Consider the following 14,164-nt stretch of genomic DNA (forward strand, 5'->3'; position numbering starts at 1 on the left):
TTGTTAGAGAAAAACAGATTAAATTTGTTCCAGAAAGATTTGAAAAGATATACTTTAATTGGTTAGAGAACATTAGAGATTGGTGTATATCAAGACAACTATGGTGGGGACATAGAATTCCTGTTTGGTATTGTGAAAATTGCGGTGAGATGATTGCATCTGTGGATGCACCAATAAAATGTACAAAATGCAATAGTGAAAAACTTAATCAGGACAATGATGTTCTTGATACGTGGTTTAGCTCAGCATTATGGCCATTTTCTACTTTAGGATGGCCAGATAAAACAGAGGACTTAAATTATTTCTATCCAACTAATACTTTAGTTACAGGTGCAGATATAATATTCCCTTGGGTATCAAGAATGGTATTCTCAGGACTTTATAATATGGGAGAAATACCTTTTGATACAGTATTAATAAATAGTATTGTAAAAGATTCAGAGGGAAGAAAAATGTCCAAATCTTTAGGAAATGGCATAGATCCCCTAGAGATGATAGATGAGTATGGTGCAGATGCATTAAGATTTATGTTGATTACTGGTAACTCACCAGGCAATGATATAAGATTTAGAGCTGAAAGAATTGAAGCTGCAAGAAACTTTGCTAATAAAATTTGGAATGCCTCAAGATTTGTTATGATGAATATTGATAAAGATATAATGAGCAAATATAAGGACTGTAAGAATTATACTATTGCAGATAAATGGATTCTTTCAAGACTTAACGATTTAGTTAAAGAAATTACTGATAACATGGAAAAATATGAGCTTGGTATTGCATCACAAAAAATTTGCGACTTCATGTGGACAGAATTCTGTGACTGGTATATAGAATTAGTTAAGCCTATATTCTTTAGTGATGATATTAAGGCAAAAGGAGTAGCTTACAATGTATTAAACACAGTACTAACTACTGGACTACAATTACTTCATCCAGTAATGCCATATATCACAGAAGAAATATATACTCATTTAGAAGCAGAATATAAGTCAATTACAATATCTAAGTGGCCAGAATATAGTGAAGAGCAATCATTTAAAGATGCAGAAGAAAAGATGGGTTATATTATAGAAGTTGTTAAGGCAGTTAGGAATGTAAAAACTGAAATGAATGTTCCACCTTCAAGAAAAGTTAAATTAATTATACTTGCTGCAAGTGAAGCTAAAGAAGCTTTTGAAAAAGGAAAAATGTATTTTGAAAAATTAGCTTTTGCTAATGAGGTTGAATTCTTAGTTTCTAAAGAACAAATCCCAGAAAATGTTGTATCTGCAGTTACTAAAGGAGCTGAAATATTTCTTCCTCTATTAGATTTAGTAGATGTAGAAAAGGAATTAGAAAGATTAAATAAGGAAAAAGAAAAGCTAGAAAGTGAAATTGATAGAGTAGAAAAGAAACTTTCTAATGAAAAATTCCTTGCAAAAGCACCACAGGATATAGTTAATGAAGAAAAAACTAAAGGTGAAAAATATAAAGAAATGCTTGGGGCTATAGTTGAGAGAATTGAAGATTTAAAATAGTAGTAAGCTTATATTTAAGTGAATTAGATATTCCTCTTTATCTAATTGAAGATAGAAAATTATATTTATGCCTAAACCTTATAGAAACCTTATAATTGTCCTCTATACTTTAAATCGCAATAAAGTATGGAGGATATTTTTATGAATTATTTATTGGAAACAAAAGATTTGTGCAAAAAATTTAAAACACAAAAAGCAAATGACAGAATTTCTGTAAAGGTAGAAGAAAATTCTATTTATGGTTTGTTAGGTCCAAACGGTGCCGGCAAATCCACTTTTTTAAAAATGATAACAGGTATGATAAAACCAACATCCGGTGAGATATTTTTTGATGGTAATATTATTGAAAGAAAAGATCTTGCATATATTGGTTCGCTTATTGAAAATGCGCCGATTTACGAAAGCTTAACAGCAAGAGAAAATTTGAAGGTGAGAACTTTGATGTATGGGTTACCTGATAGCAGAATAGATGAAGTTTTAAAAATTGTAAGTCTTACAGACACGGCTAAAAAACCTGCGGGAAAATTTTCAATGGGTATGAAACAACGGCTTGGTATTGCAATAGCACTACTTAACAATCCTAAACTTTTAATTTTAGATGAACCTACAAATGGTCTTGACCCTATAGGAATAAATGATTTACGAGAACTTATAAAATCTTTTCCCAAACATGGGATTACAGTAATTGTTTCAAGCCATATCTTATCTGAAATTGAACAAATGGCTGACCATATCGGTATGATTATAAACGGGAAGTTATTGTATCAAGAGAAATTTTCACAATCTGAAAATCTTGAACAGTTATTTATGGAGATTGTCAGAAAGGAAGGTTCTATCAATGGCTAATTATTTAAAAGCTGAGCTATTAAAGCAAAAACATAGTTTTAACAAAAAAATTATATGGCTTGTGCCTGTTGTAAACATTATAATTGCTTGTGCTTTGATGGGAGTAAACTATATTCAGACAGCATCTTATAATTGGTGGTACGTTTCATTTTTACCATTTACTTTTACCTACGTTTCATCTTCAATAATAAATAAAGACAAAAAATTTAATTTTCATGGTCTATTTGGAATTGCAGAGGATAAAAAACAATTATGGTATGCAAAAATTTTAACATCTACAATATATTTATTTATTGCTTGCTTTATATTTTTAGCTTTAATAACAGTATGTGGTTTTATTTTTAATGAACAAATTTCAATATTGGACAATTTATGTGCCAGCGTACTTTTATTTATTACTTTTGCATGGCAAATTCCGCTATTTATGTTTATTACACTTAAAATAAATATGTTTTTTTCTGTTTTATTAAGTGTTGGATGTAATTTGTTTATCGCTTGTATCTGTGCAGTTGAAAGTTATTGGTGGATACCGTTTTCTATACCTGCCCGTGTAATGTGTCCCGTTATAAAGGTTTTACCAAACGGATTACTAATGCCAATGGACAGCCTTTTAGATAACAATAACGTAATATGGATTGGTGTTTTAATTACGGTGACTTTATATACTTTAATTTCAGTAGTAACAGCTAAAATCTTTGAAAAACAAGAGGTGTAGCATGAAATACTTATTTAATAATATAAAAGCAAATTTCTATAAATTATTACATTCAAAACAACTATGGTTGCATCTGCTGATACCTATATTGGGGATTGTAGTTTTTGGTGGATATTATTCATATTCCCCTTGGGATGAATTTGATAAAATATCTGTATTTATACAGATTGTTGCAATGACATTTCCAATTGTGATTTCAATAGTAGTAACAATGCTTTATGAAGAAGAACTGAAAGCAGGAAGTTTCCAAAACATCTTAACTTCGCCTTGCTCAAAATCAATTCCACATTTAAGTAATCTGATTTCAGTATGTATATTTGGCTTAATTGCCTGTGTCTTTACAGTTTTAGGACTAGGTATTGTTTTCAAAATTATGGGGTATAGGGCACTCTCTCTTTTTGCTTTTTTCAAAATATCTTTGGTGCTTTTTTTATCTAATATATCACTATACGTTTTGCAATATATTATTTGTTTTACATTGGGAAATGGCATTTCTCTTGGATTTGGTATAGTCGGAACACTTTTAAGCCCGCTTTTGTATTTGGGATTGGGTGAAGTAATATGGAAATACATCCCTTGTGGATATGGTATCAGAATATCAACTTATTATTTCTGTAAAATCGTTGATGTACAGACTTATGATAATATTTTACAAGATTTTAAAACAGGTATTATTATTTCAAGTATCATTTTAATGGCTTCAATTATACTGTTTTTAGTTTGGAGTAATAATTGGCAAGGTTCAAAATATAAAAATGAATAAAGTTGAGTACCAAGATAAAAAAGTTTATACTATGAAAAGATAGGTGGTGTTTAAATGGCGAGAATTCTTGCAGTAGATGATGACATTCAAATTTTAACAATTATAAAAAAGGCACTGGAAAAAGATAATCATTTTATTGATGTTTTTGAAAGAACGGAAAAAGTTAATACAAATATGCTAACAAAATATGATTTGATTTTGCTTGATGTTATGATGCCAGATACGGATGGTTTTGTCTTTTGTAAAACTATTCGCAATACTGTTGACTGTCCTATCATTTTTATAACTGCTAAAACAATGGATACAGATTTGATAGAAGGCTTTTCATTAGGTGCCGATGATTACATAAAAAAGCCATTCAGCCTTTCCGAACTCCGGGCAAGGGTAAATGCGCATTTAAGACGTGAAAAAAGAGAATATCACAATAGAATTGTAAGTGACAACTTTAAATTTGATGTTTCAGAGAAAATATTATATCTAAACGAAGAAGCAATTAAGCTGACAAAAAGCGAATATGAAATTTGTGAATTTCTCATTAAAAGTAAAGGACAAGTATTTTCTTTGGAGCAAATTATAGAAAAAGTGTTTGGTTTTGATTTTGAAAGTGATACAACATCAATACGAGAACATATTAAAAACATTAGAGCTAAATTTAAAAAACACGATGAAAATCCAATTGAAACAGTTTGGGGGATTGGCTATAAATGGAACTGAAAAAGTACAAAGTCAAATCTCTCTTTCGGCTGTTTTTAAAACAATTAGGGCTACTTGCATCTTTAATTTTAGCAGAATTTTTGATGTTTATCTTATTATTCAAGATAGGATTTAATAGTGGTTTTATTTTACCTGCAAATTATTCTGAACATTATCTGAAGCAGAACAAAACTATTATTTCATCAAGTGAACCCTTTGACGAATTACTTATTCCTCACATCTGTAAATACGGTTTATTTGATTTTGACGGAAACTATTTATCTGGTAATTTTGGTGATGACACTGTAAAAGCAGCACAAAATTTTATAAATAAATCAGGCAGTGTAAAAATGAGATTTTTCTTAATTGAAAGAAGTGATGGATATTGCATTGTAAATTATGATATTTCAGCACATTTTGCAATACCATCTGTACATAAAATTTTTCCAAGACTTGAATTTGACATAATTATTTTATTTGTTATCGTTTTTATTTTTATAGTAGTTAAAATGGCGCTAAGTTTTGGTAAGAAATTAAAAAAAGAATTAAATCCGTTACTTGAAGAAATCGACCAAATTCAAAACAGAGAACTAAATATTAATCGCAAAAAATCAAAAATTAAAGAATTTGACGATATTTTACTATCACTTTATGACATGAAAATTGCCCTATCACAGTCCTTAAAAAAAGAATGGGAAACGGAACAAAAACGAAAAGACAATATTTCTGCATTGGCACACGATATAAAAACACCTCTTACTATTATTAAAGGTAATTCCGAGCTTATCAGCGAAGAAAATAGCATTGATGAAATATATCAGCTTGCGGAAATAATTAATACTAATTCGGATAAAATTGAAAGATATATAAAATTGCTAATTGATGAAACAAAAAATAATGTAACTGCTGATACAGAAAATAAAGTGAATTTATCCACAGTTATAAATAATATTATTTCCCAAAGCGAAGCACTTTGTAAGCTAAATGATATAGAACTGATAATTTATAATAGTGTAAGAGAAACAGAGGCTTTACTCAGTACTGATTTAATAGAAAGAGCAGTATTAAATCTCGTTAAAAATGCAGTTGAGCACACAAAAGGTAATAAGAAAATCAGATTAAACTTAGAAGCGAACAATAATAAATTTATTGTGAGTATTGAAGACTTTGGAAGCGGTTTTTCAGCAGAAGCGTTAAAAAATGCAAAAAATCAGTTTTACACCGAAAAATCTGCACGAAGTGATGAACATTACGGCTTAGGTATGTATTTTGCAAATAGTGTTTCCGAGAAATATAATGGTAACGTAACATATTGTAATAAAGACAATAAAACAGGTTCTGTGGTTACTTTTGAAATTGAAATTAATAACTATTGTGAGAATTAAATCTGAATCTAAGCGTTCATTATCAATAATTATTAAAATTTAAGATAGATACACTCAACGTATACTCAAAGCGACAATAATAATGACATAAAAATAGCCGTTTTATTATATAATTTTATATACCTGCAATTTTTTACTAGAAATGAGAAAATTGAAAAAGGAAACATCAGGCTAATAAAGAGGAAAAATTTTATTTTAAATGATTAAATGAATATTGTTTATCAGCAAGATACTGTTAAATATGTAGAATAACAATATTAATGGTGGTAGTATGGAAGTGTGTGGGTTATGTTATAAAAGTGTATTAAGAAATATAAGGGTGTACTATTAAAATTGAAAGATCATGAGACATCTAAAGGGGAGTTAGAAAGCATTTTAAAAGAAGAAACTCCAGATAAACTAAAGCCTAACCTAGTGCCTAACTTTGGTTAGGTCATTTTTATATTAAATTATTATAGAATATACTTAAATTCTAAGATAGTTTATCTATAGATAAACGGAGGGAAGGTAATATGGAAACATTGCAAGGACATTATCATCAATGGGGAGGAGTATTATTTTTTATTGTAATTTATAGTTTGGCATTGATTTTTGTTCCTTTTTATAGAAGGATGGATAGAAAGCCAGCAACTGCGTATATAGCTTTTGTTTTAGCTTTTGCTATTGAGATGCATGGGATTCCAATGAGCATGTATCTTATATCATGGATTATAGGCAAAAATTTACCAGAAGGTGTCTTATGGGGACATACTTTATTTAATAAAATAGGGTATACAGGTATGTATCTAAATATTATTCTTGCAATAATTGCTATTATACTTATTGGTAATGGATGGTATAATATCTATCATAAATATTGGATTAAAGAGTCAGGTAAGGGAAGAGTAGTTAAAACGGGTGTTTATAAATATATTCGTCATCCTCAATATACTGGGTTTATGCTATTGACTATAGGAATGATTTTTGAATGGGCAACTTTGCCAATGCTCATCATGTGGCCGTTTATTGCATGGATGTATTATAGATTGGCTAAAAAAGAAGAAAAAGATATGATTGAAGAATTTGGCGAAGAATATATTACGTATATGAAAGAAACAAAGAGATTTATTCCCTTTATTATATGAATAGAAACCAAATTGGCAGAAAAGTGGACGGAGTATTCAGTGAATTTTTAAAAGATTTTTGAATTCAATCAATTCTAAATATTCATATAATTGGAACAATATTATAATTTGTGGTAAACTATTTGAAAGGTGTTTATATGTACAACTTGATTGTAAAAATGATAAACACAATTTGTAACAATTCGAGGAGAAAGGGGAAATAATTTTATGACTAGACCTGCATTTAATGCGTAGCAGAGGCTATTGCATTAATACTAATAAATAATAGTAAAATATAAAATAGCCTTTGCTCAATCCTAAAATGAATTTGTATTTAGGAGGAGCATATCAATGAGCTATATTAAAGCAACAGAAGTGTTGCCAGAAGAAGTATTAGATTTAATTCAAAAATATGTTGAAGGTGAATACATCTATATTCCCAAAAAGGAATGTAATAGAAAGCCTTGGGGAGAGACTACCAAAAGCAAAAAGGAAACCTATAATAGAAATTTGCAGATTTATAAAAAGCATAAAGAAGGGGCATCTGTAAAAGCTCTTTCTGAAATGTATTATTTATCTCCAAAAAGTATACAAAGAATTATTTTAAAAATAGAAAGAGAAATCTAATAATAAAATGCGCCATTAAGCAAAATGTTTAATGGCGCATTTTTATTTCAGAAGAATATTGTAGGTTGATAGGGGGATTTACCCAATGGTACCATTTAAATAGAATTTTCAAGAAAATGATAATATTAATAATCCTACTCAGGTTGTAAATAAAGTCTAATTTAATTATAGCCTTTTTATTTTTTATGAGGGGTGAGTTTATGCCAATATATTTTCAATAAGCAAAAGAATAAAAAATAGTAAAAGGGAGTTTTTATAATGGCAAAATGTTATATATGTGAAAAATCAACAGTTTACGGGAAGCAAATTGGTAAGTCTCGTTCTCATGTAAGTGGGAGATCAAATAGATCTTTTAAACCAAATTTAAAGAAAGTTAGAATATTAGAGGAGGGTACATCAAAGACAATATATATTTGTACAAGATGCTTACGTTCTAATATTGTAACAAGAAATATAAAACAATAAAAATAAAGCTTACTTTGATTTCTATATAAAGTATGTCTGGAGGAAAGGTATGATAAATATTATTTATAGAAAATTAGAATTAGAAGAGTGTGAATATATAAACCAAATGAATCCATCTCAATATATAGGAAAAGCATGGAGAGAGGTGGAGGGAAAGCGTAAATTAGTAGAAATCAATTATCAAGATTCTGATTGGCCAGATGGTTATGAATATCATTTTAATAATTTGAGAAAAACTATTTTAGATGGTGGAAGTGCTATTGGGGCTTTTGATAGCAATAATAAATTATTGGGATTTTCAACAATCAATCGTGAGTTCTTTGGTGAAAAGAGCAATTACGTTTTATTAGAACAACTTTTTATAACCTTAGAACATAGAAATAAAGGAATAGGTAAAAGGTTATTTATGCTTTCTGCAAATGTTGCAAGAGAGTGGAATGCAGATAAAATTTATATTTGTGCAGGCTCTGCTGAAGAAACAATTGCTTTTTATTTTGCAATAGGTTGTAAAGAGGCAGAGGAAATAAATAAAGAGCTATATGAAAATGATCCAAGAGATTACCAATTAGAATTTTCACTATAATTTTATGTGCTTTAATCATAAGTAAAAGATTGCTCTAAATTGTAATTGTAGTTTTGAAAATAATGTAAATAAGATTACTTTATATTATATAAACATCAATATATTTTTTATAGTATTATTTATACATTTTATTATTAGATAAACATCACTAAGCCTTCTATAGTATAACGTAGTGAAAGTCAAAATTCCACATATATCAAGTGTGCAACAAACATAGATAATAAAGAGTTTTATATGAAGCATATAGAGTATTAAAAGTAAAAATTAAAGTGCGTTTTATCCTAAAGGATAAGGCCTCATAAGTTAAAGTATTAATAATTCTCTTAATATTTCCTCAGACTTAGAATCTGAGGAAATTTTTTTGAAAAAATTCAGAGAACTACGTTTATGCAAAGAATAAAGAATTATAATAGATGAAAAAATCTACAATTTGAAATAGTGTTTAAGTTTTAAATAAAAGATAAATTTATTAATTGAAAATGGAAAAGTGATAAATTTAGTTACAATATATGACAATGTTCAAAAAGCTACAAGTATGTTGAAAAAAGTAATTATATACATTATAATACAGTTATTGATAAATTTATGAAAATTTATGATTTGCATTGTCAAAGAATTCTTAGGATTATTAAAATCCTTACAGCTAGATAAGAAGGCATTTTCGATGAAGTATTAATTGATTTGGAGAAATATATAATTGGTCTAAAATAAAGGAGAAATTTTTATGAAATACTTATATGCTGCTGTAACAGTTTTTTTAATAGTATATTTACTTACTCCTATTTTGATAAAACTTTCAATTAAGATGGATTTTTTTGATAAACCCACAGAAAGGAAAAAACAAAAAAGTCCTATTCCTTTATTGGGCGGAGTTGGCGTTTACATAGGATTTTTTTGTGGCTACTTAATTTTTATGAGACCTATTGGGAAAGAATTCTTTTACATTTTAATTTCATCGCTATTAGTTTTTGGAATAGCAATAATTGACGATTGGCATAAGACTAAGGGTAAAGAATTTGCCGTGCTTCCCAGATTAATAATACAAATTATATCAGCTGCTATAATCTACCATTCAGGAATTGCATTTACTGGTTATACTGATCCTTTTACAAATACATATATTATGTTGCCGGTAGGAATTAGCTTTTTATTAACTATTACTTGGATTGTTGGACTTACAACTGTTATAAACTGGTCAGATGGAGTAGATGGTCTTGCAGGAAGCATATCCGCTATTGCAGGTTCAACACTATTTATAGTTGCATTGGCAAAAAATCAAACTGATTCAGCAATGATGGCGATACTGGTTGTTGGCGCATTAATAGGATTTTTAAAATATAACAAATATCCTGCTAAAATTTATATAGGAGATTCTGGTGCGAATTTTTCAGGATTTATATTAGCAATAATCGCACTTGATGGTGCTTTTAAACAAGTTACTATGATTTCTATTGGTATACCTATTTTAGTTTTAGGAGTTCCTATATTTGATAATATATATGTTGTTATAAAGAGAATCATAAGAGGAAGACCTATTTATATGGCTGATTCAACCCAATTTCATCATAGATTATTATCCACTGGCTTGACACCAAAACAGGTTGTGGCTTTTATATCATTAATAAGTTTATGTTTAAGTTTATTTTCAATTATCATATTGTTACTAAATCTATAAATTGGTGTATTAGGCCTATGTCAATATCTTAGAGAGAAAAAGTCGGACTTCTTATGCAATCTTTCTAGCTAAATCCTCACATTCTTAATGAGTAATATAATCTAATACTCTCATGTATCCTACTCTTATTGTACTAAGGTTCTATATATTCAAATATAGTAATTACTTTCTTGAAAAGATGCCATAGTTTTTAAGTGTTTCTCTTTTGCTTATTGAGGGATTATATTATCATTACCAATTGAATTTAAAGAGAAGCCTTTTGGCTTCTCTTAATTTGGTGAAAATGTTGTATTACTTTTTGTTTTTAATATAATCATCTATAAGTCTAATATCACAAATATCCTTCGCTCTGCCTAACTCCGCTTTTTGCACTCTAATACTTTCTAAACTACCTACAGGTAAACCGTCAATGAACACAATTTCATTCACAAACCAGTTTTCTAAAATTTCAATTTTGTCATTTATTTCAACAATCCTTGAATTATCATCTGCTATTTGGTACTTACAACCTTGCCTTAAAAAATGTTCAACTAAATTTGTGGTACAGCCTAAATCAATATCTCTTGTAGTTTCCTTAACTCCATGAATCACTAACCCTGCACCAGAAGTAATCCAATATTCACTCAAAGGTAACGCCATATTCTTAAGTATTTTGATTATATCTTCTTTATATAACATTTTACTGTTCTCCCAGCTCCATAAATTTAAATTTGTTCACTATATACATGGGTGTACTAAATTATAATATTAGCATATAATAATATGCTAATTGTAACATTAATTCCAATATATTGTATATATCTAAATAACTACAGGCTATTTTTCTTTAAAGTCCGATATTTATTTATTATGCCGATTTTGTATTCTTGAATAGATTTTGAAGTATCAAAAACGAATATAAAGTGAATCGAGGTGTAGACATGGATGAAAAGTTATTTACAGTGAAAACTGGTATGAGAAGAACAATAAAGAGATTATTTAAGAAATATAATTATCTACCAGAACAAGCAAACATGCATTAGAAATAGTTATGAGACAGGCAGAACTTATGTGTGAAAATGTTGATATAGATGATATAATTTATGATAAAGTTGCTGAAGATAGAGAAGACTATTTAGTATAGAAAGTTAGGAGGAAGAGAATATGGCAGACATAAAATACGAAATAAAAGGAACTCTAGGAGTTCTTTCAGAATCAGCTAAGGGATGGAAAAAGGAACTGAATCTTATAAGTTGGAACGATAAAGAAGCTAAATATGATATAAGAGATTGGGACTCAGAACATAAGAAGATGGGGAAGGGTATTACTCTTAGCAATGAAGAGTTAATAAAGTTACGAGATATATTAAACTCTATGGAGTTATAATTTTAAGCCGAAGCAATACTTCGGCTTAAAGAATGTATTATTGAATGTATGTGGGGTAAATAATTATGAGATGTGTTGGAGGAATGGCTTTAAGAAATGGGATAATTTTTGTATCAAATTATAAAAAAGCCATAGGTACAATTGAGAGTAATGGGGAATTTAAAATTGAAGTAGAGGATCAATTTGTTGCAACAAATCCTTTGCTTGATAATATTGAATATTATATATATAAAATACCATTTATTAGAGGAGTATATGATTTCATTAGGGATAAGTATAGATTAATATTTATAGTTATGTTACAAGTTATATCTCTTTTAACAAAATATGCTGATAAAAATAATTTAAGTAATAATGATAACTTAAATACTAATATGCTTTTTACTGCAATTGAAGTACTACTGTGTGTTGTTATGATTGTATATATAGTTAAAATGTTAAAATATATTTTTAAATATTTTACTAAATTAAAAGCTATGCATTCATTTCATGGAGCAGAACATAAAGCAATCAATACGCTTATAGATAATAGAGAATTGAACATTGATGAAGTAAAAAAATCAAGTAGAATATCAGATAGATGTGGTTCTAATTTAATTGCATTTTGGATTTTTCTCATGGTAATATTGGCTATTATTTTAAAATCAAGCTCGTATATTATTTGTATTATAGCATATAGTTTTGCCTATGAATTGTTTAATATAAAGAATGGTGAAAAAATGTTTTTTATATCATTATTCTATAAGCTTGCAACTATTTTGCAAGAAAAAGTTATAACAATAGAACCGAATGAAAAACAAATTGAACTTGCTATATTAACATTAAAAGAATTAGAAAAAGCAGAAAATGAATATGAAATGGAAAATTTTGAAGAAGAAGATATTTTAAATTAAGGACATTTATTATTACATTATTATATAAAAAATATTTTTCAACGCTGAAAATAAAGTAATTTGTAGAAAAATTTTTAGGAAATTGTAAACTTTTATGTGAGATGAATATGGAATTATTTGCTCTCCATTATTTTTACAGGATGCCTATATATAAAGCCACTAATGAAAAAATTCAAATATGTTTTATCCTAAAATACTAAGGATTCTAGAAATAGAGTTCTTTTTTATAGCTAAATTTCCACTTAGGCTTTGAGGCTAGTAACTAGGTTATTTTCAACTGAGGATGAAGCTAAAGATATCCTAGTTACTAGCATTTATTTTTTAGAAAATATAGTAAAATTATCTATTTATAAATAAAAAATTTACTTAATATTCACACAATTACCCAAATTATGTATTTCTGAATGTTCACAATAAACAAAAAAACAGAAGATAACTTGTCTACTTTAGATATTGTTTTCTTATTTTCTAAAAAGTAAGATAATATCAAGATTAGGTAAAGGGGGATAAGCTAATGAACAAATTTTTAAAAGAAATTGAGGACATTGTAAATTGGATTTCTTCTTTTGGATTAGACGAATCAGGTGGAACTAGCAGACTGCTATATTCAGAAAGCTGGTTAGAAGTACAAAAGGGGTTACAGAAAAAATTTGAAGAATTAGGTATGGAAGTAAGATTTGATGAAATCGGTAACTTGTATGGAAAGGTTATCGGAACAGACAATGGAAATGAAACAATTGCAACAGGGTCACATGTTGATACCGTTGTAAACGGTGGCAAACTAGATGGACAATTGGGAATTGTAGGTGGATATTTGGCTATAAAACAGTTATTAGAAACACATGGTAGACCTAAGAAAAACCTAGAAGTAATATCCTTAGCAGAGGAAGAAGGAAGCAGATTCCCATATGTTTTTTGGGGAAGTAAGAATGTTTTTGGAATAGCTGATAAAAAAGATGTAGAAAATATCGAGGATATGAATGGAGTTAAGTTTGTGGACGCTATGCATCAATGCGGATTTGACTTTAAAAAAGATAATACATGTTCTATTTCAGATGTAAAAGCCTTTGTAGAACTTCATATCGAACAGGGAAACACATTGGAGATGGAAGGAAAATCTGTAGGTGTTATTTCCAGTATCGTGGGACAGAAGAGATATAATATCAATTTAAAAGGAGAAGCTAACCATGCTGGCACAACATTGATGAAATATAGAAGAGATGTTATGCAGGTTTTTGCAAAAATTGTAACAGAATCTATTGAGAAAGCAAAAGCAGCGGGAGATCCATTAGTCTTAACTTTTGGTAAGGTTTTAGTGAAACCGAATACAGTAAACGTTGTTCCAGGTGAAGCACTGTTTACAATGGATTGTAGACATACAGATAAAGAGTTTTTACATAGCTTTACAAAAGAAATAGAAGAGAATATGAAACGTATTGCAAAAGAAGCTGATGTAGAGATAGAAATTGATAATTGGATGAATGAAGATCCAGTTCCTATGGATAGTGATCTTATAAATGTAATTGAAAACGTA

The 14,164-nt window shown here is 28.7% G+C and carries 15 protein-coding genes; 14 read left to right on the forward strand and 1 reads right to left on the reverse strand.

Going from position 1 to position 14,164, the window contains the following annotated elements:
* The 11 genes from B2W91_RS08120 to B2W91_RS08170 all read left to right on the forward strand — a co-directional run.
* Positions 1 to 1,517: class I tRNA ligase family protein (locus B2W91_RS08120; RefSeq protein ID WP_291579941.1), on the forward strand; the 1,517-nt coding region annotated here is incomplete at its 5' end.
* A gap of 141 nt (positions 1,518 to 1,658) precedes the next feature.
* Positions 1,659 to 2,363: a lantibiotic protection ABC transporter ATP-binding protein gene (locus B2W91_RS08125; RefSeq protein ID WP_291579942.1), complete on the forward strand. Its 705-nt coding sequence runs from the start codon at positions 1,659 to 1,661 to the stop codon at positions 2,361 to 2,363.
* Positions 2,356 to 3,078, forward strand: coding sequence for a lantibiotic immunity ABC transporter MutE/EpiE family permease subunit (locus tag B2W91_RS08130; protein WP_291579944.1), 723 nt, complete (start codon positions 2,356 to 2,358; stop codon positions 3,076 to 3,078). Before B2W91_RS08125 ends, B2W91_RS08130 begins: the two co-directional genes overlap by 8 nt.
* A 1-nt stretch (position 3,079) precedes the next feature.
* A complete protein-coding gene (locus tag B2W91_RS08135; protein WP_291579946.1) occupies positions 3,080 to 3,841 on the forward strand; it encodes a lantibiotic immunity ABC transporter MutG family permease subunit in 762 nt (253 codons plus the stop codon).
* 54 nt (positions 3,842 to 3,895) lie between these two features.
* Positions 3,896 to 4,555, forward strand: coding sequence for a response regulator transcription factor (locus tag B2W91_RS08140; RefSeq protein WP_291579947.1), 660 nt, complete (start codon positions 3,896 to 3,898; stop codon positions 4,553 to 4,555).
* Positions 4,546 to 5,919 carry a sensor histidine kinase gene (locus B2W91_RS08145; protein WP_291579948.1) on the forward strand — a complete coding sequence of 458 codons (1,374 nt, stop codon included), beginning with the start codon at positions 4,546 to 4,548 and terminating at the stop codon, positions 5,917 to 5,919. Before B2W91_RS08140 ends, B2W91_RS08145 begins: the two co-directional genes overlap by 10 nt.
* Positions 5,920 to 6,431: 512 nt before the next feature.
* Complete coding sequence (locus tag B2W91_RS08150) at positions 6,432 to 7,043, forward strand: methyltransferase family protein (protein WP_291579949.1); 612 nt, start codon at positions 6,432 to 6,434, stop codon at positions 7,041 to 7,043.
* A gap of 330 nt (positions 7,044 to 7,373) precedes the next feature.
* A complete protein-coding gene (locus tag B2W91_RS08155) occupies positions 7,374 to 7,649 on the forward strand; it encodes a CD3324 family protein (protein ID WP_291579950.1) in 276 nt (91 codons plus the stop codon).
* Between the two features lie 258 nt (positions 7,650 to 7,907).
* A complete protein-coding gene (gene rpmB / locus B2W91_RS08160) occupies positions 7,908 to 8,114 on the forward strand; it encodes a 50S ribosomal protein L28 (protein ID WP_291579952.1) in 207 nt (68 codons plus the stop codon).
* Positions 8,115 to 8,163: 49 nt separating this feature from the next.
* Positions 8,164 to 8,697 carry a GNAT family N-acetyltransferase gene (locus tag B2W91_RS08165; RefSeq protein ID WP_291579953.1) on the forward strand — a complete coding sequence of 178 codons (534 nt, stop codon included), beginning with the start codon at positions 8,164 to 8,166 and terminating at the stop codon, positions 8,695 to 8,697.
* 724 nt (positions 8,698 to 9,421) lie between these two features.
* Positions 9,422 to 10,372: an MraY family glycosyltransferase gene (locus B2W91_RS08170; protein WP_291579955.1), complete on the forward strand. Its 951-nt coding sequence runs from the start codon at positions 9,422 to 9,424 to the stop codon at positions 10,370 to 10,372.
* A 291-nt stretch (positions 10,373 to 10,663) separates the two neighbouring features.
* On the opposite strand, the gene B2W91_RS08175 is transcribed toward B2W91_RS08170, so the two are convergent.
* Positions 10,664 to 11,050: a hypothetical protein gene (locus B2W91_RS08175; protein ID WP_291579956.1), complete on the reverse strand. Its 387-nt coding sequence runs from the start codon at positions 11,048 to 11,050 to the stop codon at positions 10,664 to 10,666.
* Positions 11,051 to 11,515: 465 nt separating this feature from the next.
* Between B2W91_RS08175 and B2W91_RS08180 the strand changes: the two genes are divergently transcribed.
* The 3 genes from B2W91_RS08180 to B2W91_RS08190 all read left to right on the forward strand — a co-directional run.
* Positions 11,516 to 11,737, forward strand: coding sequence for a YdbC family protein (locus tag B2W91_RS08180; RefSeq protein WP_291579957.1), 222 nt, complete (start codon positions 11,516 to 11,518; stop codon positions 11,735 to 11,737).
* Positions 11,738 to 11,802: 65 nt separating this feature from the next.
* Positions 11,803 to 12,630, forward strand: coding sequence for a DUF1385 domain-containing protein (locus B2W91_RS08185; RefSeq protein ID WP_291579959.1), 828 nt, complete (start codon positions 11,803 to 11,805; stop codon positions 12,628 to 12,630).
* A 514-nt stretch (positions 12,631 to 13,144) separates the two neighbouring features.
* Positions 13,145 to 14,164, forward strand: a 1,020-nt coding sequence (locus B2W91_RS08190; RefSeq protein ID WP_291579960.1) for a hydantoinase/carbamoylase family amidase, incomplete at its 3' end; no start/stop codon positions are given.

This window comes from Clostridium sp. UBA6640 (assembly GCF_002455975.1).
Taxonomy (GTDB): Bacteria; Bacillota; Clostridia; order Clostridiales; family Clostridiaceae; genus Clostridium_J.